This is a genomic window from Pseudomonas sp. LRF_L74, from assembly GCF_965644255.1.
GTDB lineage: Bacteria > Pseudomonadota > Gammaproteobacteria > Pseudomonadales > Pseudomonadaceae > Aquipseudomonas.
In genome coordinates this window covers 1-23,624 of record NZ_CBFFRH010000009.1, presented here as the reverse complement: position 1 = coordinate 23,624, position 23,624 = coordinate 1, and the positions used below count along the sequence as shown (strand labels likewise).

Genomic DNA, 23,624 nt, shown 5'->3' with positions numbered 1-23,624 from the left:
CTTTCTCCTCGATTCATTGCATCGCGACGGGCTTGTCCGTCGCGGCTGGCGCTACCGGCTCACGCCATGCCACGGCCAGGCCGTTGGCATAACGCAGGTCGATGCGCGCGATGTTCTCTATCTGGTCCTTCAGCACCTTGTCGTAGATGCTGCCGAAACGACGAACCTTCTCCAGTACGTGGTCCCTGCCGAGCAGCAGCTCGACGCCCTGCCCCGTGGTGAGAAACCAACTGCCATGGTCACGCAATTCCAGGCGCGTGATGGAAAACCCCATCGGCCGCAACATTTGGCTGAACACCTGGTACTGCTGCATGACTTTCTGCTGCGCACGCTTGGGCCCGGACAAGAGCGGAAGGTTCTCGTAGTTGGCCAACTCACGTGGAGCGAAGGCTTGTCCCTGGTTGTTGAGCAGCGCCTCGTTACCCCAGCGCGCCACCGGCAATTGCTCTTCCAGGCGAATGCTTACCTGATCGGGCCATACCCGGCGGACTTCGGCGTGGGCGATCCACGGCATCTGCTCCAGTTCGGTACGCATGCCAGCCAGGTCGACCGTGAAGAAACTCGCCGATACATAAGGCGCGATCCGATCCTGAACGGCCTGCTGGCTGATGTAGCTCAACTCGCCCTGCACGCTGACGCGGGCGATCGGGCGATCGGCATAGGGCAGCAGACGCTGTGCCAACTCATAGGTTCCAAAACCGAGCAGCAAAAGCATCAACGGCCAGAGCAAGCGTTTGAGGCCACTGAAATCCGGCTTGGGCAGACGTGCCGACAACGGCTCCTTGGGCACCATTCGGCTGGCGCCGCGCGCAGCCGCGGCCTTGCGCTGGGGCGCACGACCGATGGGTTGCGAATGACGGAGCGTGGCGACCATGATTCAGCCCCTCGCCTCGACGCTGTCAGCCAGAATCGCCAGCACCAGTTGCTGGAAATCCAGACCGGCGGCACGCGCCGCCATTGGCACCAGGCTGTGATCGGTCATGCCGGGAACGGTGTTGACTTCCAGCAGCCAGAATTTGCCGTCGGCGTCCTGCATCACGTCGGCACGGGCCCAGCCCTGCGTACCGACGGCCTCGCAAGCGCGGGCGGTCAGACTCTTCAGTTCCTCTTCCTTGGCGGCCTCCAGACCACAGGGAATGCGGTACTGGGTATCGTTGGAAACGTACTTGGCCTCATAGTCGTAGAAAACGTTGGTAGTACCCAGGCGAATCGGCGGCAGCACCTGGCCACGCAGCACGGCGATGGTGAATTCAGGGCCGCTGATCCATTGCTCGACCAGCACTTGCGAATCGTATTGCGCCGCATCCTTCCAGGCCGCAACCAGCGCCTCGAGGTCGGCAACCTTGGCCATGCCAATGCTCGAACCTTCATGAGCCGGCTTGACGATCAGCGGGAAGCCAAGTTCCTGCGCGGCAGCCTCGCAATCGACCACCGAGGCCAACGCGGCGTGGCGTGGCGTCGACAGGCCGAGGCTCTGCCAGACCTGCTTGGTGCGCAGCTTGTCCATCGCCAGCGCGGACGCCAGCACGCCACTGCCGGTGTAGGGAATACCGGCGCACTCCAGCAGGCCCTGCATGGCGCCATCTTCGCCGCCACGGCCGTGCAGCACGATGAAGGCACGGTCGATCCGCTCGGCAGCCAGGCGTTGCAGGATGTCGTCGCCGACGTCGATGCCGAATGCATCCACGCCACCGGCTTGCAGCGCATCGAGCACGGCAGCGCCGGATTTCAGCGAGACCGGACGCTCGGCACTGGTGCCACCGTACAGCACGGCGACGCGGCCGAAGGCCTTGGGATCGAGGGTGGAATGCAGGCTCATTTCGTCTCACCTTGAAGCGCATCGCTTCGGAACAACGGGTGCTTGATCAATTGCGGGGCCAGGCCGCCGATATCGCCGGCGCCCTGGCACAGAAGGATGTCGCCGGCGCGCAACAGCGGCTTGACCAGCGGTGCGATATCGACGCCCCGTTCGACGTAGATCGGGTCGAGCTGGCCGCGCTGGCGGATGCTATGGCACAGCTGGCGACTGTCGGCACCGGGGATCGGCTCTTCGCCGGCCGGGTAGACCTCCATCAGCATCAGCACGTTGGCGTCGGCCAGGACCTGGACGAAGTCGTCGTACAGATCGCGCGTGCGGCTGAAGCGATGCGGTTGATAGACCATCACCAGACGCTGATCCGGCCAGCCGCCACGCACGGCCTTGATCACTGCCGCGACTTCGCGCGGGTGATGGCCGTAATCATCGACCAGCATCACGCTGCCGCCTTCGACCGGAAGGTCGCCGTAGACCTGGAAGCGCCGGCCGACGCCCTGGAAGCCGGAGAGGCCCTGGACGATAGCCGCATCGTCAATCCCTTCATCGGTGGCGATGGCGATGGTCGCCAGGGCATTGAGCACGTTGTGGTTGCCCGGCATGTTCACCGACACGTCCAGCGGCTCATGGTCGGGACGCAGCACGGTGAAGAACGTCTGCATGCCCTGCTGGCGCACATTGATCGCGCGGACGTCGGCGTCTTCGCTGAAGCCATAAGTGACGGTCGGCCGCGCCACCTGGGGCAGCAGCTCGCGGACCACCGGATCGTCCACGCACAGCACGGCCAGACCGTAGAACGGCAGGTTGTGCAGGAACTCGATGAAGGTCTTCTTCAGTTTGTTGAAATCGCCGCCATAGGTGCTCATGTGGTCGGCGTCGATATTGGTGACCACCGAAACCATCGGCTGCAGGTGCAGGAAGCTGGCGTCGCTCTCGTCGGCCTCGGCGATCAGGTAACGGCTGCTGCCCAACTGGGCATTGGTGCCAGCGGCATTCAGGCGGCCACCGATGACGAAGGTCGGGTCGAGTTTGCCGGCGGCGAATACCGAAGCGATCAGGCTGGTGGTGGTGGTCTTGCCATGGGTGCCAGCGACGGCGATGCCGTGGCGATAACGCATCAGTTCGGCGAGCATCTCGGCGCGCGGCACCACGGGAATGCGGCGCTCCAGCGCGGTGGCGACTTCCGGGTTGGCGGTATTGATCGCACTGGATACCACCAGCACATCGGCCTGCTCGGCGTTCTCCGCGCGATGGCCGATGAATATCTGCGCACCGAAACTCTCCAGGCGCTCGGTCACCGCCGAAGCCTTGAGGTCGGAACCGGAGACTTCGTAGCCAAGGTTGAGCAGCACCTCGGCGATGCCGCACATGCCGGCACCACCGATGCCGACGAAATGAATGCGGCGAATGCGGCGCATGCGCCGCACTTCGGCCTGGACGGCGGCGGGAGACTTAGCCATGGGCCACCTCCAGACAAGTATCCACGACGCTACGGGTGGCGTCAGGTTTGGCCAGGCTGCGCGCGGTGCGGCCCATGGCTTCGAGTCGATCAGGGTGCATCAGTACCTCGGTCAGCTGCGCGGCGAGTGCATCCGCGTCAGTCGTATGTTGCGGCAGAAGGACGGCGGCGCCGTCCTTGGCCAGGTATTCGGCGTTGAAACGCTGGTGGTCGTCGATCGCATGGGGCAGCGGGACCAGGAACGACGGCAGGCCGGCGGCGGCCAGTTCGCTGACGGTCAGCGCGCCGGAACGGCAGATCACCAGGTCGGCCCAGGCGTAGGCGCGAGCCATGTCCTGGATGAACGGTGCGACCTCGGCCTCGACCCCGGCGTCGCGGTAACGCTCGGTAGTGATCTGGTGGTGCTGCTTGCCAGCCTGGTGGAACACCTGTGGACGCAGCTCGCTCACCACCTTGGCCAACGCCACAGGCAACAGTTTGTTCAGGGGCTCGGCCCCCTGGCTGCCACCGAGCACCAGCAGGCGCGGCTGACGGCCGGCCAGGGCATTGCGCGGCGTTTCCAGGAACAGCTCCTCACGCACCGGGTTACCCGTGGTGCGCAACTTGGCGCGCTCGATGAAAGTCCTCGGGAATGCCTGGCAGACACGCTTGGCGAACAGGAACAGGCCACGGTTGGCAGTACCGGAAACAGCATTCTGCTCATGGATGATCAACGGCACGCCGCTCATCCACGCGGCCACGCCGCCAGGGCCGGTGACGTAGCCACCGAAGCCGAGCACGCACACGGGCTTCAGTTCGCGCATGATGCGGCGAGCCTGGAATACCGCGCGCATAAGCTGGAACGGCGCCTTGAGCAACGACAGCTTGCTCTTGCCGCGCAGACCGCTGATGTCGATCAGGTGCAATGGCAGGTCATTCGCCGGTACCAGCTCGTTCTCGATGCCACGCGGCGTGCCCAGCCAGTGCACGCGGTAGCCTCGGGCGATGAACTCGCGCGCGCAGGCCAGCGCCGGGAAGACGTGCCCGCCAGTGCCGCCGGCCATGATCAGGATGTTACCGGGCACGGGCCACCTCCTCGACGTCAGCGAAGTCTTCTTCGCTGAATTCGATTTCCTCGTTGCCCAGGGAGGTACGACGCTCCCATTCGATGCGCAGCAGGATCGCCAGGCTGACACAGCAAATGACCAGCGAGCTGCCGCCGTAGCTGAGGAACGGCAGGGTCAGGCCCTTGGTCGGCAGGCGACCGATGTTCACGCCGATGTTGATCACGATCTGGCCGATCCACAGGAACGACAGGCCGTAGGCCACGTAGGCGGAGAAATACTGCTTGGCCTTTTCGGCCCACAGGCCGATGCACAACGCCCGCACGCTGACGAAGACGAACAGCGCCACGGTGACCAGCGCACCAACCATGCCCAACTCCTCGGCCAGCACCGCGAAGATGAAGTCGGTGTGCGCCTCGGGCAGGTAGAACTGCTTCTGGATGCTGTTGCCCAGGCCGACGCCGAACCATTCGCCGCGGCCGAAGGCGATCAGCGATTGGCTCAACTGGTAGCCCGCGCCGTACTGGTCGGCCCAGGGGTCGATGAAGTTGGTCAGGCGTTGCATGCGGTAGCTCTGGCTGGTCATGACCAGCACGCCCGCGCCAACCACCGCACCAGCCAGCAGGACGAAGCGAATCAGGTTGGCGCCGCCAAGGAACAGCATGGCAATGCACGAACCGACCAGCACCACGGTCGCACCGAAGTCCGGCTCGGCTAGCAGCAGCACCGCGATCGGGCCCAGGACCATCATCGGCTTGATGAAGCCCATGAGTTTTTCCTGCACCTCGACCTGGCGGCGCACCATGTAGCCGGCGATGAACATCACGGTGAACAGCTTGGCCAGCTCGGACGGTTGCACGTTGAACATGCCGAAGCCGATCCAGCGCTTGGCGCCGTTCACTTCACGACCGATGACTGGCAGCAGCACCATGACCAGCAGGGCAAACGCCAGCATCATCAGCTTGGCGCCATTGCGCTGCCAGAACGACATGGGCACCAGCAGGGTCAGGAACGCCGCGCCAAAGCCGATGCTCAGGTAGACCAGGTGGCGAATCATGTAATACAGCGGGTTGCCGGTGGACGCGGCGGCCACTTCGGACGACGCCGAAGTGATCATCACCAGGCCCAGGCCGAGCAGCGCCAGGCTGCCTGCCAATAGCGGGAAGTCGATATCCATGCCACGCCGGGTACGCAGCGGCGAGGGTGCGGAAAGCAGTTGGAGGAGCCAGTTCATATCAGGCCCTCCACCGCTTGGGCGAACAGCCGGCCACGCTCTTCGTAGTTCTTGAACATATCCAGGCTGGCGCATGCCGGCGACAGCAGCACGGCGTCGCCGGGTTGTGCCAGCTCGGCGCAACGCAGGGCCACGTCATCGAGATTGGCGGCGCGCACCAAGGGCACGTCGTCACCCAGCGCTTGGGCGATCAATTCGGCATCGCGACCGAGGAGCACCACGGCGCGGCAATACCGCGCGACGGGCGCACGCAGGGCCGAGAAGTCCGCGCCCTTACCATCGCCACCAGCGATCAGCACCAGCTTGCCGTCGATATCGGCCCCCAGTCCGTCGATGGCCGCCAGGGCCGCGCCGACATTGGTGGCCTTGGAATCGTCGTAATAATCAACGCCATTGCGTTCACGCAGCCACTGGCAACGATGCGGCAATCCGGCGAAACGGCGCAGGGTCTGCAGCATCGGCTCGAACGGCAGGCCCACGGCATGGCCGAGCGCCAAGGCAGCCAAGGCATTGGCCTGGTTGTGGGCGCCACGGATCTTCAACTCGCGGGCCGGCATCAGCGTTGCGAACTGGAAGGCCAGATATTTCTCGCCGCCCTCTTCGATCAGGCCGAAACCTTTGAAATCAGGACGGCCCAGACCGAAGGTCCAGCGCGGCACTTGATCGCCGACCAGCGGCCGCGACAAGGCATCGTCACGGTTGACCACCACCTGGTGCGCACCACGGAAAATACGGTGCTTGGCCAGATGGTACTGCTGCATGCCGTCGTAGCGATCCATATGGTCTTCGCTGACGTTCAGGCAAGTCGCCACCTCGGCGCTCAGGCTTTCCGTGGTCTCCAACTGGAAGCTGGAGAGTTCGATCACATACAGCTCGACATCGGCAGCCAGCAAGTCGAGCGCCGGCTCGCCCAGGTTGCCACCGACAGCCACCTTCAACCCGGCGACCTGCGCCATTTCCCCGACCAGCGTGGTCACGGTGCTCTTGGCGTTGGAACCGGTGATGGCAACGATCGGCGCCTTGGCGTGACGGGCGAACAGGTCGATATCGCCTGACATCCGCACACCCCGGGCAGCGGCCTCACGCAGGGCGGGCGTGGCCAACGCCAGGCCGGGGCTGACGTAAAGCTCGCTGGCGCGGCAGAGGAAGTCCACATCGAGTTCGCCACAACGGACCTCCACCTGTGGATAGTCTCGCTGCAGGGTCGCCAGCTCCGGCGGGTTCGCGCGGGTATCGGCCACGGCAAAGCGCACGCCCTGGCGCGCGAGGAAGCGCACCAGGGACATGCCGCTCTTGCCGAGGCCGACAACGATGCGGAACTGGTCGGAAGCGATCAGCGACACTCTCTATTACCTCAGTTTCAACGTGGCAAGACCGATCAGCACGAGGATCACCGTGATGATCCAGAAACGTACGATCACGCGGGGTTCGGGCCAGCCTTTCAATTCGAAGTGGTGGTGGATCGGCGCCATGCGGAACACGCGCTTGCCGGTCAACTTGAACGACGCGACCTGGATCATCACCGACAGGGTTTCCATGACGAACACGCCGCCCATGATGAACAGCACGATTTCCTGACGCACGATCACGGCGATGGTGCCCAGCGCGGCGCCCAGCGCCAGCGCGCCAACGTCGCCCATGAACACTTGCGCCGGATAGGTGTTGAACCAGAGAAATCCGAGCCCGGCACCGACAAGGGCGGCACAGAACACGATCAGTTCCCCCGCGCCCGGCACGTAGGGGATCAGCAGGTAGTCGGCGAACTTGATGTTGCCCGACAGGTAGCAGAACACCGCCAGGGCGCCAGCGACCATCACCGTCGGCATGATCGCCAAGCCGTCGAGGCCATCGGTCAGGTTGACCGCGTTGCTCGAACCGACGATGACGAAGTAGGTCAGCACGATGAAGCCGATGCCCAGCGGGATGCCGACGTTCTTCACCATCGGCAGGATCAGCGTGGTCTCGACCGCGCTCTCGGCAGTCACATAAAGGAAGATCGCCGCACCGAGACCGAATACAGACTGCCAGAAATACTTCCAGCGACTCGGCAGGCCGCGCGAGTTCTTCTCGATCACCTTGCGGTAGTCGTCGACCCAGCCGATGGCGCCGAACAGCAGGGTGACGGCCAGTACGGTCCACACGTAGCGGTTGCTCAGGTCAGCCCACAGCAGGGTACTGATGGCGATGGACGACAGGATCAGCGCGCCGCCCATGGTCGGCGTGCCTTTCTTCGACAGGTGCGATTGCGGCCCATCGTTACGCACGGCCTGGCCGATCTGGCGAATCTGCAGGGTGCGGATCATCCACGGGCCGAGCGCCAGCGACAACGCCAGCGCGGTCAGCACACCAAGAATCCCGCGCAGGGTCAGGTACTGGAATACGCCGAATCCGGTGTAGAACTGTTGCAGGTACTCCGCCAGCAGCAGCAGCATTAATGACTCTCCCCTGATGCACAGAATGCCGCGACGATGTTTTCCATCGCCGCGCTGCGCGAACCTTTGACTAGAACGGTGATACCGCCCGGCTCGCCACGCAGAGCGGCGATCAGGCTGGCTTGATCGTTGAAATGAAAACCCTGCTTGCCGAAGGCCGCCACGGCGTGCGCCATCCACGGCCCAACGGCATAGAGCGCATCGACTTTGCCCGACGCATAGGAACCGACATCGCGGTGCCCCTGCTCGGCCCAATCGCCCAACTCGCCCATATCTCCCAGCACCAGGACGGTGCGGCCGGAGAAGGCGGCGAGTATATCAACGGCGGCGCACATCGAAACGGGATTTGCGTTGTAGGTATCGTCGATCCACACGCTGCCATTGCTGGCCAGTTGCGCCACCGCGCGGCCCTTGACCGGCTGCAGGCTTTCCAGGCCCTGGCGAATCCCGACCAGCGGCACGCCCAGTACGTGGGCGGCGGCGGCGGCGGCCAAGGCATTGGCGACGTTGTGCTCGCCCAGCAGATTCAATTGGATCTCGGCCTCACCGGCCAGACCTTGCAGGGTAAAGCGCACACAACCGCGCGCGTCACGCCCCAGGGCGCTGGCATGGAAATCGGCGGCCGTGTTGCCTAGAGCAAAGCTCAGGACCTTGCGCTGCCCAGCCCGGGCCTTCCAGACCGGGAACGCCTTGTCATCCAGGTTGAGAATCGCCGTGCCGTCAGCGGGCAACCCTTCGATGATCTCGCCCTTGGCCTCGACGATCTTGTCCGGGCCACCGAACTCACCGACATGGGCGAAGCCTGCGTTGGTGATGATCGCCACCTGGGGCCGGGTCAGGCTGACCGTGTAGGCGATTTCGCCGACATGATTGGCGCCCAGCTCGATGACTGCACCCACGTGTTCTGGCGCCAGCTCAAGTAGAGTCAGCGGCGCGCCCAGGTCGTTGTTCAGATTGCCACGGGTAGCAAGCACCGGGCCTTCGAGTGCGGCACGCAGGATGCTCGCCAGCATTTCCTTGACCGTGGTCTTGCCGGCCGAACCCGTCACGGCGGCCAACGGGCCGTTGTAGGCCTGGCGATTCAGAGCGCCCAGTTGGCCGAGGGCGATGCGCGTATCGCTCACTACCAGCTGTGGCAGGTCGACGCCCTTGACCTCATGCTCGACCAGGGCGGCGACAGTGCCCTTGGCCTTCACCTCAGCCAGATAGTCATGGCCATCGAAGTTCGGGCCGACCAGGGCGATGAACAACTGACCCGGCTCGATCCTGCGGCTGTCGGTGGAAACCGCCGAGAACGCGACGTCAGCCCCGGCTACGCGAGCGGAGAGCGGCAGGGCCACGCGCGAAAGCGACATCGGCTCAAGCATGGGCGACCTCCCAACCTTGCAGAGCGCGCACGGTCTGCTCCAGATCGGAGAACGGACGCCGCACGCCATCGACCTCCTGGTAATCCTCGTGCCCCTTGCCGGCCAGCAGGATCACATCATCGGCCTGTGCCGAAGCGATCAGCGCTGCGATGGCCTGCTCACGGCCATGAACGAAGTCCACCGCATCCGGGTCGGCGAAGCCGGCACGAATGTCAGCGAAGATTTTTTCTGCGGCCTCTGTGCGCGGATTGTCGTCCGTGACCAGCACGCGATCTGCCAGCCGCTCGGCCACGGCCGCCATCAGCGGGCGCTTGCCGCTATCGCGATCGCCACCGCAGCCAAACAGACATAGCAGGCGACCGTTGGCATGAGGGCGTAGTGCCTCCAGGACTTTCTCCAACGCATCGGGCGTGTGGGCGTAGTCGACCACCACCAGCGGCTGCTCGCCGCCGCCGAAACGCTGCATGCGCCCAAGCGGACCATTCAATCCAGGCAGGACACGCAGGATTTCATCCAGGCCATAGCCCAGGCCGAGCAGGGCACCGACCACCGCGAGCAGGTTGCTCAGGTTGAAGCGACCGAGCAACGGACTGCGCAACAGGCCTTCGCCTTGCGGCGTGACCAGATGGGCACGAACCCCGTTGTCGTCGAAATGCATTTCGCGGCAGAACAGGTAGGCCGAGCTGTCGCTCAGGCTGTAGCTGATCAGGCGCGACTCATGCGCTTCGCTCGCCAGGCGGAGGCCGAAGGCGTCGTCGATATTGATCACCCGGCAACGCAGGCCGCTGCTGGCAAACAGCTTGGCCTTGGCAGCCCCGTAGGCTTCCATGCTGCCGTGATAATCGAGGTGATCACGCGACAGGTTGGTGAACACCGCGATGTCGAAATCCAGCCCGGCGACGCGACCTTGTTCGAGCCCATGGGAAGAGACCTCCATGGCCAACGCCCGTGCCCCGGCCTGTTTGAGATCGGCGAGAACGGCCTGTACCGCGACCGGGTCCGGCGTGGTGTGACGACCACTCTCCAGTGCATCGTAGAAACCATTGCCAAGCGTGCCGATGATGCCGCAACGCTCGCCAAGCTGGTCCAGGGCCTGGGCGACCAACTGGCTGACACTGGTCTTGCCGTTGGTGCCGGTGACGCCGACCAGATGCAAGGCGCGGCTCGGCTCGCCATAGAAGCGCCCGGCAATCGCTGACAACTGCGCTGCCAGCCCGCGAATCGGCACCAGTTCGGCGGTCACGGCACGCACCGCTGGGGCACCTTCGCTCTCATAAGCGACAGCACTGGCGCCACGCGCCAGCGCGTCTTCTATATAGGCACGGCCGTCCTGACTGATCCCCGGAACGGCCAGGAACAGATCGCCCGGACGCACCCTGCGGCTATCCAGGGTCAGCTCGCGAATCAGCGTGGCCGATTGTGCCTGCAGCAGCAATTGATTCAATGGCATGGGCATCAGCGCTGCCCTCCTTGGCCAGAGACCGCAACGGTCTTGCCTGCCGCACCCGGATCGAGCGCAGGCGGCAGGTTATCCGGGGTGATGTTCATCAGACGCAATGTGCCACCCATGACCTTGCTGAACACGGGCGCAGAGACCAGGCCACCGAAGTAGCCCGCCTTGCTCGGCTCGTCGATCACCACGACCATGGCGAAACGCGGGTTGCCACTGGGCGCGAAGCCAGCGAACAACGAGCGATAGGCGTTTTCGGTGTAGCCCTTGGTGCCGACACTGGCTTTACGCGCCGTACCACTCTTGCCAGACACGTGATAACCGGGAACCTGGGCGCGGTACACACCACGCGGCGCCTCGACCACCTGCTGGAGCATGCCCTGCATGGTTTTCGCGACATCCTCGGGGAGCACCTGGACGCCTTCCGGCTTGTTATCCACGCGGGTCATCGACAACGGCACGGCACGGCCGTTATTGGCCAGCGTGGCGTAGGCATGCGCCAGTTGGACGGCGGTTACCGACACCCCGTAGCCATAGGAAAGCGTCGCCGTCTCGGCCTGGCGCCATTCGCGATGACTCGGCAGATTACCGACCCGCTCCCCGGGGAAACCCAGGCCAGTGTCCTGACCGAAGCCAAGCTTGGCCATCAGGTCATGAATGGCCTCGCCGCCAATATCGAAGGCCACCTTGCTCATGCCGACGTTACTGGAGTTGATCAGGATGCCGGTCAGATCCAAAACGCGCCCTTCGGTCTTGGACACGTCCTTGATGGTGTAGCGGCCGATCTGCAGCGAACCAGGCCAGACCTCGACCATATTGCTGGGTTTCCAGCGACCGGTTTCCAGCGCGGCGCTCATCGACAGCGGCTTGACGGTAGAACCGGGTTCGAACACGTCGATCATCGCCCGGTTGCGCATGGCCGCCGGCAACAGGTTGCGACGGTTGTTCGGGTTGTAGGTCGGCTGGTTGGACATGGCGAGCACTTCGCCAGTCTTGACGTCGACGATCACCAGGCTGCCCGCCTTGGCGCCGTTCTCGATCAGGGCATTGCGCAGTTCACGATGAGCCAGGTATTGCAGGCGCAGGTCGATGGATAGCGCCAGGGTCTTGCCCGCCTTGGCGTTGCGCGAGACCTGTACGTCCTTGATCAGGCGGCCGCGACGATCCTTCAGCACCTGGCGCTTGCCCGGCACGCCAGCCAGCCACTCGTCGAAGGCCAGTTCCATGCCTTCGCGGCCTTTGTCGTCGACATCAGTGAAGCCGATGACATGGGCGGTGACATCGCCTGCCGGATAGAAACGACGAAACTCCTCGATGCCATAGACGCCAGGCACCTTGAGGTCGAGCACGGCCTGGCCCTGCTCGGGCGTCAGGCCACGCACCAGATACATGAATTCACGCTCGCTGCTCTGCTGCAAGCGCTGGGCGAAACCTTTCGGCTCCTGGCCCAGCACCCTGGCCAGATCGGCCCAACGTTCGGGCGCCTTGCTCAGTTCCTTGCCATTGGCCCACAAGGTGGTGACCGGCGTACTCACGGCCAGCGGCTCGCCGTTGCGATCGGTGATCAGGCCGCGGTGGGCGGGAATCGGAATGTGCCGCACGCTGCGCGCATCGCCATGGGCCTGGAGGAAATCATGGTCGATCACGTGCAGGTCGATGATGCGCCAGGAAATGGCAGCGACCATCAGCGCCAGGGCGGCCAGCACGACGCGGAAACGCCAGGGATAACGAGCGCCTTCGAGATTGATCATGGCGCCACCATCCGGATTTCGGCCGGTTCGGGGATGCGCATCTTCAACTGCTCGGTGGCCAGCGTCTCGATCCGGCTATGCGCGGTCCAGGTGCTTTGCTCCAGAATCAGGCGTCCCCACTCGGCCTGGGCCTTGTCGCGAATGCTCAGTTCGCCATAAAGGGCATTGAGTAACTGGCGATTCCAGTAGGCGCTGTAGGACACGGCAATGGCCGAAAACAGCACGCCAGCGAACAGCACGGCGAGCAGGAAGCTGCCCGGTGGCAATGGCTTGGCGAACAGGCGGCTCATCGCAGCTTCTCCGCCACACGCATGACCGCGCTACGTGAACGCGGATTGGCCTTGAGCTCGGCCTCGGAGGCGTATTGGGGTTTGCCCAGCAGCTTCAGGCGCGGCTCGAACGCCTTGGGAATGATCGGCAGGTCACGCGGCAGCTTGTCTGCTTCACCCTTGGCATGACGTTTCATGAACTGCTTGACGATGCGATCTTCCAGGGAGTGGAAGCTGATCACTACCAGACGCCCGCCCACGGCCAGCGACTCCAGCGCCGCATCGAGGCCACGCTCGAGGTCGGCCAGCTCACTGTTGATATAAATGCGGATGCCCTGAAAGGCACGGGTCGCCGGATTCTTGCCTTTCTCCCAGGCCGGGTTGGCCTCGGTCAACACGGCGGCGAGGTCAGCGGTGCGCTCGAATGGCTTGGCCGTACGCCGGTTCACCACGGCTCGCGCCATACGCTTGGCGAAGCGCTCTTCGCCATAATCTTTGAAGACCCGCGCTATTTCCTCCTCGTCCGCCGTGGCGATCCACTGCGCCGCGCTGACCCCGGCATCGGGATTCATGCGCATATCCAGCGGGCCGTCATTGAGGAAACTGAAACCGCGCTCGGCATCGTCCAGTTGCGGCGAAGACACGCCAAGGTCCAGCAGGATGCCGTCGACGCGCTGAGCCAGGCCACGGGCAACGGCCTCTTCGCCCAGCTCGGCAAAGCTGCGCTGCACAACGACGAAGCGGCCGTCTTCGGCCGCCAGTGCATTTCCCGTCGAGATTGCCTGTGGATCCTTGTCGAAACCAAGCAGGCGACCGTTCGGCCCCAGCCCGGACAAGATCAGCCTGCTGTGCCCTCCTCGACCGAACGTACCATCCACGTAGCAGCCGTCCTCGCGCAAGGCGAGGCTCTCGACAGCCTCGTCGAGCAGTACGGTGATGTGTTGGTAGCTGCTGGTCATGTTCACAGGATCAGGTCACGCAAGTCGTCCGGCAGAGCGCCAGGTTGTTTGATGGCTGCCAGGTCCGCATCGGCAAGAGCGTTCCAGGCGTCTTCGTTCCACAGTTGGAATTTGTTCAGTTGGCCAACCAGCATCGCGTGCTTGTCCAGGCCTGCATGCGCACGCAAACGTGGCGGCACGAGGAAACGACCACTGCCATCGAGCTCGATGTCCACCGCGTTACCGATCAGCAGGCGCTGCAGGCGACGGGTTTCCTCTCGCAACGAGGGAAGTTCACGGAGTTTGGATTCGATCAGCTCCCATTCAGGGAGTGGATAAACACAGAGACAGGCATCGACGGCATCGATCGTGACAATAAGCTGGCCAGCACAACGCGTAACGAGCTCGTCACGATACCGGCTTGGCATCGCGAGTCGCCCCTTGGCGTCGAGACTGATGGCGTTCGCTCCACGAAACAATGTCGTGCCCCCAAAAAATTAGCTTTCTGTGCCCCTATGACCCACTTTCTTCCACTTTGTGCCACATCGGCACACTATAGAAATCCACCAACCCCACCGTCAAGGCACGGTTGAAGAGAAAAATCCCTTATGTGACGGAGATTTAGCGAACGAAGCGGGGGCTAAAACGAGGAGAAACGGACACTAGAAATCAAACACTTTTCAAGTCATGGAGCTAGGCTCAGAACTTAAAGTGATTTCTCATGATCGTGTCTTTTCTGAAATACGACGGACGGAAGTTTGTCCGGAAAGAAAGGAGGAGAGTCGATCTGTAAGCCGGGTTCTGTCGAGGACAGTCATTCCTCTACGACGTACATCACTGCACGCCTTTAGCAACCTACCCGGTTCCAGCGCGGGCCACGCCAATGGAACCCTATTTGGTCTTGCTCCGAGTGGGGTTTGCCTAGCCACGAACTGTTACCAGTCGCGCGGTGCGCTCTTACCGCACCTTTTCACCCTTACCGGCGCCGAAGCGCTTAGGCGGTTATTTTCTGTGGCACTTTCCGTAGGCTCGCGCCTCCCAGGCGTTACCTGGCACTCCGCCCTATGGAGCCCGGACTTTCCTCCCCCTTCCAGATGGAAGGCAGCGACTGTCCGATCGACTCTCCGGCGGCAAGGGTAACGATGCAGGCGCCGGGCTGCAAGCTGCAGCCGATGCTCAGCCTTTCCTCTCCAGACCGGCCTGGTAGAGCAGGTTCTTCCTGACTCCGGTGATTTCCGCCGCCAGGGCAGCCGCGCGCTTGAGCGGCAACTCGGCGAGCAACAGGTCGAGCACCCGCAGCGCCTCGGCGTTGATCGCCTCGTCGCCCTCCGGCGCCAGCCAGCCAGACACCAGCAAAACGCATTCGCCACGCTGCTGGTTGGCATCGGCCGCGACCCAATCGTGCAGTTCCCCGAGCGGCAGCCCTTTGATCGTTTCGAAGGTCTTGGTCAGTTCGCGCCCCAGCACCACATGCCGCTCGCCGCCGAACACATCGCGCATGTCGGCGATGCTTTCCAGCAAACGATGGGGCGCCTCGTAAAAGATCAGCGTACGCGGCTCCTCCAGTACCTCTGTGAGGCGACTGCGACGAGCCGTCGCCTTGGCAGGCAGGAAGCCCTCGAAGATGAAGCGATCGGACGGCAGGCCCGCCGCCGAGAGCGCCGCGATCAGCGCACAGGCTCCAGGCACCGGCACCACCCGGATACCGGCCTGGCGCACCTGGCGCACCAGATGAAAGCCCGGATCGGAGATGAGCGGCGTACCGGCATCGGAAATCAGCGCGACATCCGCGCCTTCTTGCAGACGTGCGAGAAAACGCCCGCCCTGGTCGCGCTCATTGTGATCATGGCAAGCCGCCAACGGCGTATCGATGCCGAAGTGCTGGAGCAGGCGCACGGAGTGCCGGGTATCCTCGGCGGCAATCAGCGCGACCTCCTTGAGCACCCGCAGCGCACGGGCACTGATGTCATCCAGGTTACCGATAGGCGTGGCCACCACATACAAGGTGCCCGCGGCACTGGGAACGGTGGATTGGCTCATCTGCACACCTCGGTCATGACGAAAAGCGCGCATTGTAGCCGCTACACACCCAAGGGTCTGTTGACGTTTCGTCGCGACCGCGCCGGAGCCAGTTTTTACACGAGGCGAGGCGCGAGATGCGAAGTTTAGTGGGCTAAATGAGCCATCGAGTAACGCTGCATCGTGTAAAAACTGGCCCGGCCCTGCGGGTTGTGCGAGAAATAACCCCCGCTGTCGTTGCAGGACTTGGTAAGGGAATGACCATTGCCTGCGTCCTACGCCTAACCGGGGGTTATTTCTCGCGACAACGCGGCTTGCGCCGAAACATCAACAGACCCTAGCATCGCGCCGAAGACGTGGCTTGGGTACAATCGCCGACTCAATTTTTGCTCAAGCACCGGGAACGTTAGATGATCGCCTGCCTGCGTCCGCTCTCCGCCCTCTGTCTCGCCGGCCTGCTGGCTGCCTGTGGCAGCACGCCGACCTCGACCCTCGGCGAACTGCCGCGCACCCCCGACGCCAGCATCGAACAGATGTTGCAACAGGCCATCGAAGCCAAGGACCCGCAACAAGCATCCTTGCTGCGCCTGTCGGCAGCCGACCAGGCATTCAGACAGAACAATGCGGGGCGCGCCACAGCCATCCTCAAGGGTGTGCAGGTCGACCTGCTCAAGCCGGCACAGCAGGTATTCGCCAGTACCCTGAGCGCCGAGCTGGCACTGAGCCGCAACGATGCCAAGGCAGCCCTGAAGGCCCTGACGCATCCCAGCCTGCAACACCTGGCAGAACTGCCCGTCGAGCAGCAGGTCCGCACCCAACTGGTACGCGCCAAGGCACTGCAGGCCGACGGCCAGACCCTGGCCGCGGCCCGCGACCGCATCTATATCGCGCCCCTGCTCAACGGCGACGCCGCCAAGCAGAACCACGAAGCCATCTGGGCATTGGTTTCCAGCCTGCCGCTGGACCAGTTGCAAGGTGACAGTGACGCTGACCTGAACGGCTGGCTGCAACTGGCGCGCATCGTCAAGAGCAACATCAACCCGATCCAGCAACTGAGCGCCATCGACACCTGGCGTGCGCAGAATCCGCAACACCCCGCCGCCGAGCAATTGCCGTCATCCCTGGTCAAGCTCAAGGAAATCGCCAGCCAGCCAGTGAACAAGATCGCCCTGCTGCTCCCCCAGGACGGTCAACTCGCCTCGGTGGCGAAAGCCTTGCGCGACGGTTTCATCGCCGCGCAACTGCAAGCCCAGCAGGAAGGCCAGAATCCGCCACAAGTCGTGTTCTACGACAGCTCGCGGCTGGCCAACCTGGACGAGTTCTATCGCAAGGCCCAGGCCGACGGCGTGCAACTGGTGGTCGGCCCTCTGGAGAAACCACTGGTCAAGCAGCTCAGCGAACGCCAGCAACTGCCAATCACCACCCTGGCCCTGAACTACAGCGACAGCAATCGCCAAGGTCCGGCACAGCTATTCCAATTCGGCCTGGCCGCCGAAGACGAAGCCCGTGAAGTCGCTCGACGCGCCTGGGCCGACGGTCTGCGCCAGGCCATCGCCCTGGTTCCATCCGGCGAATGGGGCGACCGCGTACTGGCCGCCTTCCGCCAGGAATGGCAATCGGCCGGCGGCACACTGATCGCCGCGGAGCACATCGCCCAACCCGTGGAAATGGCCAGACAGATCGGCGACCTGCTGAAATTGCGCCAGCAGGGCCCACGCACTCAACCTCTTGACGATACCCAGGGCAATGAGCCAACCGTCACGCCTGAAGGCGGCGACTTCATTTTCCTCGTCGCTACCCCGCAACAGGCCCAGCAGATAAAACCGACCCTGGCCTTCCAGTACGCTGGCGACATGCCCGTCTACGCGACCTCACACCTGTACACGGGCGGCAACAATCCCAGCCAATACCGCGACCTGGAGGGCATTCGCTTCTGCGAAACCCCCTGGCTGCTGGACGCCAACGACCCGCTGCGCCAACAGGTCGACCGCCAGTGGCCACAGGCGGCAGGCAGCCTCGGCCGCCTGTACGCCATGGGCGTCGATGCCTTTCGCCTGGCACCGCGCCTTAGCCAGCTCCAGGCCCTGCCTGAAAGTAGCGTCGAAGGCCTGTCCGGCACCCTCAGCCTGAACCCGACGCAACGCATCGAACGCAGCCTGCCCTGGGCCGAGTTCCGTAATGGTCAGGTCCAGCGACTCGGTCAATAAGCGTGACAGTGGCCGCGCCGTAGAGGCGCGTGCCGCTGCCCATCTGCAAAGCCAGGGGCTGCGCCTGCTGGCGCAGAACTGGTCATGCCGCGGCGGCGAGCTCGATCTGGTCATGCTTGATGGCGATACAGTAGTATTCGTCGAAGTTCGCCACCGCAGCCATGCGGCCTGGGGCGGCGCACTGGAAAGCGTCGATGCGCGCAAGCAGCAACGCATCATCCATGCCGCACAATCCTTCCTGTTGAAAGAAAAGCGCTGGACCAAGCATCCCTGCCGCTTCGATGTGGTCACCTCAGGAGCGGGCAGCGACGGCAAGGCGGGCGAACTCAACTGGCTGCGCAACGCCTTTGACGCATGAAACCCTTTTCGATTTGCCTTGAACACCTAGTGCCTGCTAGAAAGCCGCACGGGTGAAGAATCTCGTCACACCACTCAGGGCCCGCCAAGCCCGCACACTGAAGGTTTTACCGATGGACATGCAATCTAGAATTCGCCAGATGTTCCATGCCAGCATCGAGACCAAGCAGCAAGCCGTGGAAATTCTGGTGCCGTTCATCGAACACGGCAGCCAAGTGATGGTCAATGCATTGCTCAACGAGGGCAAGATCCTCAGTTGCGGCAACGGCGGCTCGGCCGGCGATGCCCAACACTTCTCCTCCGAGCTGCTCAACCGCTTCGAACGTGAACGTCCGAGCCTGCCGGCCGTGGCCCTGACCACCGACAGCTCGACCATCACCTCGATCGCCAACGACTACAGCTACAACGAAGTGTTTTCCAAGCAGATTCGTGCGCTTGGCCAACCCGGCGACGTACTGCTGGCCATTTCCACCAGCGGTAATTCGGCGAATGTGATCCAGGCCATCCAGGCCGCCCACGATCGCGAGATGATCGTGGTCGCCCTGACTGGCCGGGATGGTGGCGGCATGGCCTCCCTGCTGCTGCCGGAAGATGTTGAGATTCGCGTGCCATCCAAGGTCACCGCACGCATTCAGGAAGTGCACCTGCTGGCCATCCACTGCCTGTGCGACCTGATCGACCGCCAACTGTTCGGGAGTGAAGAATGACCCGCAATCCGCTCATCGTTGCCGCCCTGGCCCTCAGCGTCCTGCTGACGGGCTGCAGCAACCGCAGCCTGGGCAACAAGATCGATGACCAGTTCCTCGAACCCGAAGTCGCCAAGGCCGTTGCCGACGCTGCCCCGGATCTGACCAGCCCAACGTCGCACGTGGTCACCACCGCCTATAACGGCGTGATCCTGCTTGCCGGCCAGACCCCCCGCGCCGAACTCAAGGAAAAAGCCGAACAAGCCGCGCGCAATACCCGTGGTGTGCGCAAGGTGCACAACGACCTGCAGATCCTCAAACCCAACTCGGCCCTGGCACGCAGCAACGATGCGGCCCTGACCACCAAGGTCAAGAGCTCCATGCTGTTCGACAGCAGCGTACCCAGCAGTCGCATCAAGGTGGTGACCGAAAACGGCATCGTCTACCTGCTCGGCCTGGTCACCCGCCAGGAAGGCGCCAACGCCACCAACGTGGTCCAGGGCGTATCCGGCGTTCAGCGTATCGTCCAGTTGTTCCAATACACCGACTAAACGGCACGCAGCATGAAAAAGGCGATCCATCGGATCGCCTTTTTTCATTTCACTTGACCACTTTCAGGCTTGGGCGCCCACTCGGCCGCGGCGGCTCGCCACCGCCGGAAGGACCATCATCGTCCGGCCCCTGCTCGTCCGCCTCCGCCTCGCCCTCCAAAGACGGCTCCAGCTCGAAGACCATGCCCTGCCCGTTCTCCCGGGCATAAATGGCCAGCATCGCGCCAGCCGGCACGTACAGCGAGTGAGGAACACCACCGAAACGCCCCTCGAAGCTCACCGCCTCGTTGTCCATGTGCAGGTTGCGCACGGCGCTGGGCGAGACGTTCAGGACAATCTGCCCATCCTTGGCAAAGCCGGCCGGCACACGCACACCGGAAAAGTCGGAGTTGACCAGCAGATGAGGCGTGCAGTCATTGTCGACGATCCACTCATACAGCGCGCGCACCAGATAGGGACGACTGGAATTCATCGGGATACCTCCTATTCAGCGCATATTGCGTTCGGTAGCGGACAGGCTGGCCTGGAAACCTTCGCGAGCGAAATGCCTGTCCATGTAGTCCAGCAACGGCTTGGCCGGACGCGGCAACTCGATCCCCAGCACCGGCAGGCGCCAGAGGATGGGCAGCAGGCAGCAGTCGACCAGGCTCATTTCGTCACTGAGAAAAAACGCCTTCTCGGCGAACAGCGGGGAAACGCCGGTCAGGCTTTCGCGCAACTCCTTGCGGGCCTGGGCGCGCACGGCATCCTTCTGCCGACCATCGAGGATGACATCCACCAGGCGACACCAGTCGCGCTGGATACGATGGATCAGCAGACGGCTGTTGCCCCGTGCCACCGGATAGGGCGGCAGTAACGGCGGATGAGGATAACGTTCGTCCAGGTATTCCATCACCACGGTCGATTCGTACAACGCCAGATCACGATCAACCAGGGTCGGCACACTGGAATACGGGTTTACATCAGCCAACGCGGCCGGACAACGACCGGGCTCGACGTCGATGATATCGACCACCACGTTTTTCTCGGCCAGCACCAGGCGCACGCGGTGAGAGTAGTGATCGGCGGGGTCGGAATAACAGGCCAGTCTATTGGGTACGGCCACGGCGCCCCTCCTCGATTAAGCGAATTGCGGATGCAGAAAGACGCACGCGCCCCGAGGGGCGCGTGCGTCGAGCGGCATAGTGTGAAAGATCAGTGCACGTCCTTCCAGTACTCTCGCTTCAACAAGTAGGCAAATATGAAGAAAATCGCCAGGTAGATCAGCACATAGCTGCCGATTCGCTGCATGTTCAGCTTGTTGGGGTCCGCCGAGTAAGCGAGGAAAGCCACCAGGTTACGTACCTTCTCGTCGAACTCGGCCTCACTCAGCTTGCCGGTCTTGGGCTTGATCGTCAGTTGATCGCACGCCTCATGCGTCAGCGGTGCGCCGGTCAGCGGGTCATACTGCTTCTTGCCGCCCTCCACCACCTGGACCTGCTTGCAACCGAGCACCTGGCGCCCCTGCAGGCTCGCCAGCACGTTGGGCATGCCGACGTTGGGGAAGACCTTGTTGTTCACGCCCCAGGGGCGCGTCGGATCTTCGTAGAACGAACGCAGGTAGCCGTACAGCCAGTCGGTGCCACGTACGCGAGCCACCAGGGTCAGGTCTGGCGGCGCGGCGCCGAACCAGACCTTGGCGTCCTCCGGCTTCATGCCGATCTTCATGTGATCGCCGATCTTGGCCCCGGTGAATACCAGGTTCTCCATCATCAGCTCTTCGGGAATGCCCAGATCCTTGGCCACGCGCTCGTAGCGCTGGAACTTGGCACTGTGGCAGCCCATGCAGTAGTTGGCGAAGGTCCGCGCGCCATCCTGCAAGGCAGCCTTGTCGGTCAGGTCGATATCGACATGCTCCAACTCGACATCATGCCCGCCCGCGGCGAAGGACAGGGCCGGCAGTGCCGCGATAACGAATGCAGCGAATAACTTTCTCATCAGCCTGTCACCCTTTCCGGAACCGGTTTGGTCTTTTCCATCCGCGTGTAGAACGGCATCAGGATGAAATACGCGAAATACAGGATCGTGCAGATCTGCGAGACGAGGGTGCGCGTTGGCGTCGGCGCCTGTACGCCGAGATAGCCGAGGATGACGAAGGATGCACAGAAGACCGCCAGCCAGATGCGGCTCAGCCAGCCCTTGTAGCGCATCGACTTGACCGGACTGCGGTCGAGCCAGGGCAGCACGAACAGCACGGCAATGGCGGCGCCCATGGCGATCACGCCCATGAGTTTGTCCGGAACGGCGCGCAGGATCGCGTAGAACGGCGTGAAGTACCAGACCGGGGCGATATGCTCGGGCGTCTTGAACGGGTTGGCCTGCTCGAAGTTGGGCTTCTCGAGGAAGTAACCGCCCATCTCCGGGAAGAAGAACACCACGAAGCAGAACACGAAGAGGAACACCACCACGCCGACGATATCCTTCACCGTGTAGTACGGGTGGAAGGGGATACCATCCAGCGGAATGCCATTCTCGTCCTTGAGTTTCTTGATCTCGATGCCATCGGGGTTGTTCGAACCGACCTCGTGCAGCGCCAGGATATGCAACACCACCAAGCCGAGCAGAACGATCGGCAAGGCGATCACGTGCAAGGCGAAGAAGCGGTTCAGGGTGATCCCCGAGATCAGGTAGTCACCACGAATCCACTGGGTCAGGTCATCGCCGATCACCGGTATCGCCCCGAACAGCGAAATGATCACCTGGGCGCCCCAGTAGGACATCTGCCCCCAGGGCAACAAGTAGCCCATGAAGGCCTCGGCCATCAGGCACAGGTAGATCAGCATGCCGAAGATCCACACCAGCTCACGCGGCTTCTGGTAGGAACCGTAGAGCAGGCCGCGGAACATGTGCAGGTAAACCACGATAAAGAAGAACGACGCACCGGTGGAGTGCATGTAGCGGATGATCGCGCCGTACTCGACATCACGCATGATGCCTTCGACCGAGGCGAACGCCTCTTCGGCGGACGGCGTGAAGCTCATGGTCAGCCAGACGCCGGTCAGCAATTGGTTGACCAGCACCAGCAGCGCCAGGGAACCGAAGAAGTAAAAGAAATTGAAGTTCTTAGGCGCGTAATACTTACTCAGGTGGTCTTCCCACATTTTCGTAGCGGGAAAGCGCGCATCGACCCAGGACATGAATTTTTTCATCAGGCTTTCTCCTGGTCCACGCCAATCACGATGACATCGTCCGACTCATAGGTATGAGGCGGCACCGGCAGATTCAGCGGCGCGGGCTGCGACTTGTAGACACGCCCGGCCAGGTCATAGCGCGAACCATGGCAGGGGCAGAAGTAACCGCCCAACCAGGCTGGCCCGAGATCGGCCGGCGCCACTTCAGGGCGAAAGGAAGGTGAGCAGCCGAGGTGGGTACACAGCCCGACCAGCACCAGGATTTCCGGCTTGATCGAACGATTCTTCGGGTCGACGTATTGTGGCTGAACGGACGACTTGGATTCTGGATCGGCGACCGCCGCCTGCGTCTTTTCCAGGTTACTCAGGGTTTCCGCGGTACGCCGCAGGATGAAAACCGGCTGCCCCCTCCATTCGGCAACCATCTGCTGCCCCGCTTCGATCTTGGCAATGTTGACCTTGACCGGTGCGCCCGCAGCCTTGGCCTTGGCACTGGGGAACCACGACCCTACGAACGGAGTCGCTGCCCCCACCGCTCCGGCAGCCCCGACCACGGACGTGGCCGCCACCAGGAAGCGACGCCGGCCAGCATTCACGCCGTCATTGCTCATCAGTCCTCTCCCATCAGCTTCTTCTTATGGCCTTCAGGAGGCCTTTAATAAAGCACAACTAACCGTACAAATTATGCGGAAATGGTAGATAAAACCCCTATGACTGACAAGGTAATTGCCTGATACAAAATGCCGCAATCCCCCGAAATACCTGGCCTGCAGAGATGTGGCACGTTGTCGCATAAAAATCCAGGATCGGGTAGGAGGCGGGGTCGCCCCCGCCGTCCTCCCACACCACCGTACGTACGGTTCCGTATACGGCGGTTC

Annotated in this window: 23 protein-coding genes and 1 other RNA gene; 4 read left to right on the top strand and 20 right to left on the bottom strand. The window is 62.9% G+C overall.

Features of this window, described 5'->3' with window-relative positions; genetic code table 11:
* Nucleotides 1-13: 13 nt before the first annotated feature.
* The 15 genes from ACSZPK_RS20975 to rsmI all read right to left on the bottom strand — a co-directional run bounded on the left by ACSZPK_RS20975 (nt 14) and on the right by rsmI (nt 15,796).
* On the bottom strand, nt 14-877 hold the full coding sequence (locus tag ACSZPK_RS20975) for a cell division protein FtsQ/DivIB (protein WP_437883705.1): 864 nt from the start codon (nt 875-877) through the stop codon (nt 14-16).
* Nucleotides 878-1,819, bottom strand: coding sequence for a D-alanine--D-alanine ligase (locus tag ACSZPK_RS20970; RefSeq protein WP_437883486.1), 942 nt, complete (start codon nt 1,817-1,819; stop codon nt 878-880). It lies immediately after the preceding gene.
* Nucleotides 1,816-3,273 carry a UDP-N-acetylmuramate--L-alanine ligase gene (gene murC, locus ACSZPK_RS20965; RefSeq protein ID WP_437883484.1) on the bottom strand — a complete coding sequence of 486 codons (1,458 nt, stop codon included), beginning with the start codon at nt 3,271-3,273 and terminating at the stop codon, nt 1,816-1,818. Before murC ends, ACSZPK_RS20970 begins: the two co-directional genes overlap by 4 nt.
* A complete protein-coding gene (gene murG / locus ACSZPK_RS20960) occupies nt 3,266-4,336 on the bottom strand; it encodes an undecaprenyldiphospho-muramoylpentapeptide beta-N-acetylglucosaminyltransferase (RefSeq protein ID WP_437883483.1) in 1,071 nt (356 codons plus the stop codon). The genes murC and murG overlap by 8 nt, the downstream gene beginning before the upstream one ends.
* Nucleotides 4,326-5,549, bottom strand: a complete 1,224-nt coding sequence (ftsW, locus tag ACSZPK_RS20955; protein WP_437883482.1) for a putative lipid II flippase FtsW — start codon at nt 5,547-5,549, stop codon at nt 4,326-4,328. Before ftsW ends, murG begins: the two co-directional genes overlap by 11 nt.
* A complete protein-coding gene (gene murD, locus ACSZPK_RS20950; protein ID WP_437883480.1) occupies nt 5,546-6,892 on the bottom strand; it encodes a UDP-N-acetylmuramoyl-L-alanine--D-glutamate ligase in 1,347 nt (448 codons plus the stop codon). Before murD ends, ftsW begins: the two co-directional genes overlap by 4 nt.
* A gap of 6 nt (nt 6,893-6,898) precedes the next feature.
* Entirely contained in the window at nt 6,899-7,981 is a 1,083-nt protein-coding gene (gene mraY, locus ACSZPK_RS20945) for a phospho-N-acetylmuramoyl-pentapeptide-transferase (RefSeq protein ID WP_437883479.1), read from the bottom strand.
* A complete protein-coding gene (locus ACSZPK_RS20940; protein WP_437883477.1) occupies nt 7,981-9,348 on the bottom strand; it encodes a UDP-N-acetylmuramoyl-tripeptide--D-alanyl-D-alanine ligase in 1,368 nt (455 codons plus the stop codon). Before ACSZPK_RS20940 ends, mraY begins: the two co-directional genes overlap by 1 nt.
* Nucleotides 9,341-10,804, bottom strand: a complete 1,464-nt coding sequence (locus ACSZPK_RS20935; protein ID WP_437883475.1) for a UDP-N-acetylmuramoyl-L-alanyl-D-glutamate--2,6-diaminopimelate ligase — start codon at nt 10,802-10,804, stop codon at nt 9,341-9,343. The genes ACSZPK_RS20940 and ACSZPK_RS20935 overlap by 8 nt, the downstream gene beginning before the upstream one ends.
* Nucleotides 10,804-12,549: a peptidoglycan D,D-transpeptidase FtsI family protein gene (locus ACSZPK_RS20930; RefSeq protein ID WP_437883473.1), complete on the bottom strand. Its 1,746-nt coding sequence runs from the start codon at nt 12,547-12,549 to the stop codon at nt 10,804-10,806. The genes ACSZPK_RS20935 and ACSZPK_RS20930 overlap by 1 nt, the downstream gene beginning before the upstream one ends.
* Nucleotides 12,546-12,839, bottom strand: coding sequence for a cell division protein FtsL (ftsL, locus tag ACSZPK_RS20925; protein WP_437883472.1), 294 nt, complete (start codon nt 12,837-12,839; stop codon nt 12,546-12,548). The genes ACSZPK_RS20930 and ftsL overlap by 4 nt, the downstream gene beginning before the upstream one ends.
* Nucleotides 12,836-13,777: a 16S rRNA (cytosine(1402)-N(4))-methyltransferase RsmH gene (gene rsmH / locus ACSZPK_RS20920; protein ID WP_437883471.1), complete on the bottom strand. Its 942-nt coding sequence runs from the start codon at nt 13,775-13,777 to the stop codon at nt 12,836-12,838. Before rsmH ends, ftsL begins: the two co-directional genes overlap by 4 nt.
* A gap of 2 nt (nt 13,778-13,779) precedes the next feature.
* Nucleotides 13,780-14,235: a division/cell wall cluster transcriptional repressor MraZ gene (gene mraZ, locus ACSZPK_RS20915; protein WP_437883470.1), complete on the bottom strand. Its 456-nt coding sequence runs from the start codon at nt 14,233-14,235 to the stop codon at nt 13,780-13,782.
* A 295-nt stretch (nt 14,236-14,530) separates the two neighbouring features.
* Nucleotides 14,531-14,880: RNase P RNA component class A (gene rnpB, locus ACSZPK_RS20910), an RNA gene on the bottom strand.
* 52 nt (nt 14,881-14,932) lie between these two features.
* Nucleotides 14,933-15,796 (bottom strand): 16S rRNA (cytidine(1402)-2'-O)-methyltransferase, encoded by an 864-nt coding sequence (rsmI, locus tag ACSZPK_RS20905; protein ID WP_437883469.1) that lies wholly within the window; start codon nt 15,794-15,796, stop codon nt 14,933-14,935.
* Between the two features lie 389 nt (nt 15,797-16,185).
* Between rsmI and ACSZPK_RS20900 the strand changes: the two genes are divergently transcribed.
* The 4 genes from ACSZPK_RS20900 to ACSZPK_RS20885 all read left to right on the top strand — a co-directional run bounded on the left by ACSZPK_RS20900 (nt 16,186) and on the right by ACSZPK_RS20885 (nt 19,576).
* Nucleotides 16,186-17,982, top strand: a complete 1,797-nt coding sequence (locus tag ACSZPK_RS20900) for a penicillin-binding protein activator (RefSeq protein ID WP_437883468.1) — start codon at nt 16,186-16,188, stop codon at nt 17,980-17,982.
* Nucleotides 17,954-18,340 carry a YraN family protein gene (locus tag ACSZPK_RS20895; RefSeq protein ID WP_437883467.1) on the top strand — a complete coding sequence of 129 codons (387 nt, stop codon included), beginning with the start codon at nt 17,954-17,956 and terminating at the stop codon, nt 18,338-18,340. Before ACSZPK_RS20900 ends, ACSZPK_RS20895 begins: the two co-directional genes overlap by 29 nt.
* Nucleotides 18,341-18,452: 112 nt before the next feature.
* Nucleotides 18,453-19,046: a phosphoheptose isomerase gene (locus ACSZPK_RS20890; protein WP_437883466.1), complete on the top strand. Its 594-nt coding sequence runs from the start codon at nt 18,453-18,455 to the stop codon at nt 19,044-19,046.
* The gene (locus tag ACSZPK_RS20885) at nt 19,043-19,576 is read left to right on the top strand and encodes a BON domain-containing protein (RefSeq protein ID WP_437883465.1); all 534 of its coding nucleotides are present in this window, start codon (nt 19,043-19,045) and stop codon (nt 19,574-19,576) included. Before ACSZPK_RS20890 ends, ACSZPK_RS20885 begins: the two co-directional genes overlap by 4 nt.
* Before the next feature lie 49 nt (nt 19,577-19,625).
* On the opposite strand, the gene ACSZPK_RS20880 is transcribed toward ACSZPK_RS20885, so the two are convergent.
* The 5 genes from ACSZPK_RS20880 to petA all read right to left on the bottom strand — a co-directional run bounded on the left by ACSZPK_RS20880 (nt 19,626) and on the right by petA (nt 23,357).
* Nucleotides 19,626-20,048 (bottom strand): ClpXP protease specificity-enhancing factor, encoded by a 423-nt coding sequence (locus ACSZPK_RS20880; protein ID WP_437883464.1) that lies wholly within the window; start codon nt 20,046-20,048, stop codon nt 19,626-19,628.
* A gap of 15 nt (nt 20,049-20,063) precedes the next feature.
* Nucleotides 20,064-20,681 carry a glutathione S-transferase N-terminal domain-containing protein gene (locus ACSZPK_RS20875; RefSeq protein ID WP_437883463.1) on the bottom strand — a complete coding sequence of 206 codons (618 nt, stop codon included), beginning with the start codon at nt 20,679-20,681 and terminating at the stop codon, nt 20,064-20,066.
* A gap of 89 nt (nt 20,682-20,770) precedes the next feature.
* Nucleotides 20,771-21,553, bottom strand: coding sequence for a cytochrome c1 (locus tag ACSZPK_RS20870; protein WP_437883462.1), 783 nt, complete (start codon nt 21,551-21,553; stop codon nt 20,771-20,773).
* Entirely contained in the window at nt 21,553-22,764 is a 1,212-nt protein-coding gene (locus tag ACSZPK_RS20865; RefSeq protein WP_437883461.1) for a cytochrome b, read from the bottom strand. The genes ACSZPK_RS20870 and ACSZPK_RS20865 overlap by 1 nt, the downstream gene beginning before the upstream one ends.
* Complete coding sequence (gene petA / locus ACSZPK_RS20860; protein WP_437883460.1) at nt 22,764-23,357, bottom strand: ubiquinol-cytochrome c reductase iron-sulfur subunit; 594 nt, start codon at nt 23,355-23,357, stop codon at nt 22,764-22,766. The genes ACSZPK_RS20865 and petA overlap by 1 nt, the downstream gene beginning before the upstream one ends.
* Nucleotides 23,358-23,624: the final 267 nt, after the last annotated feature.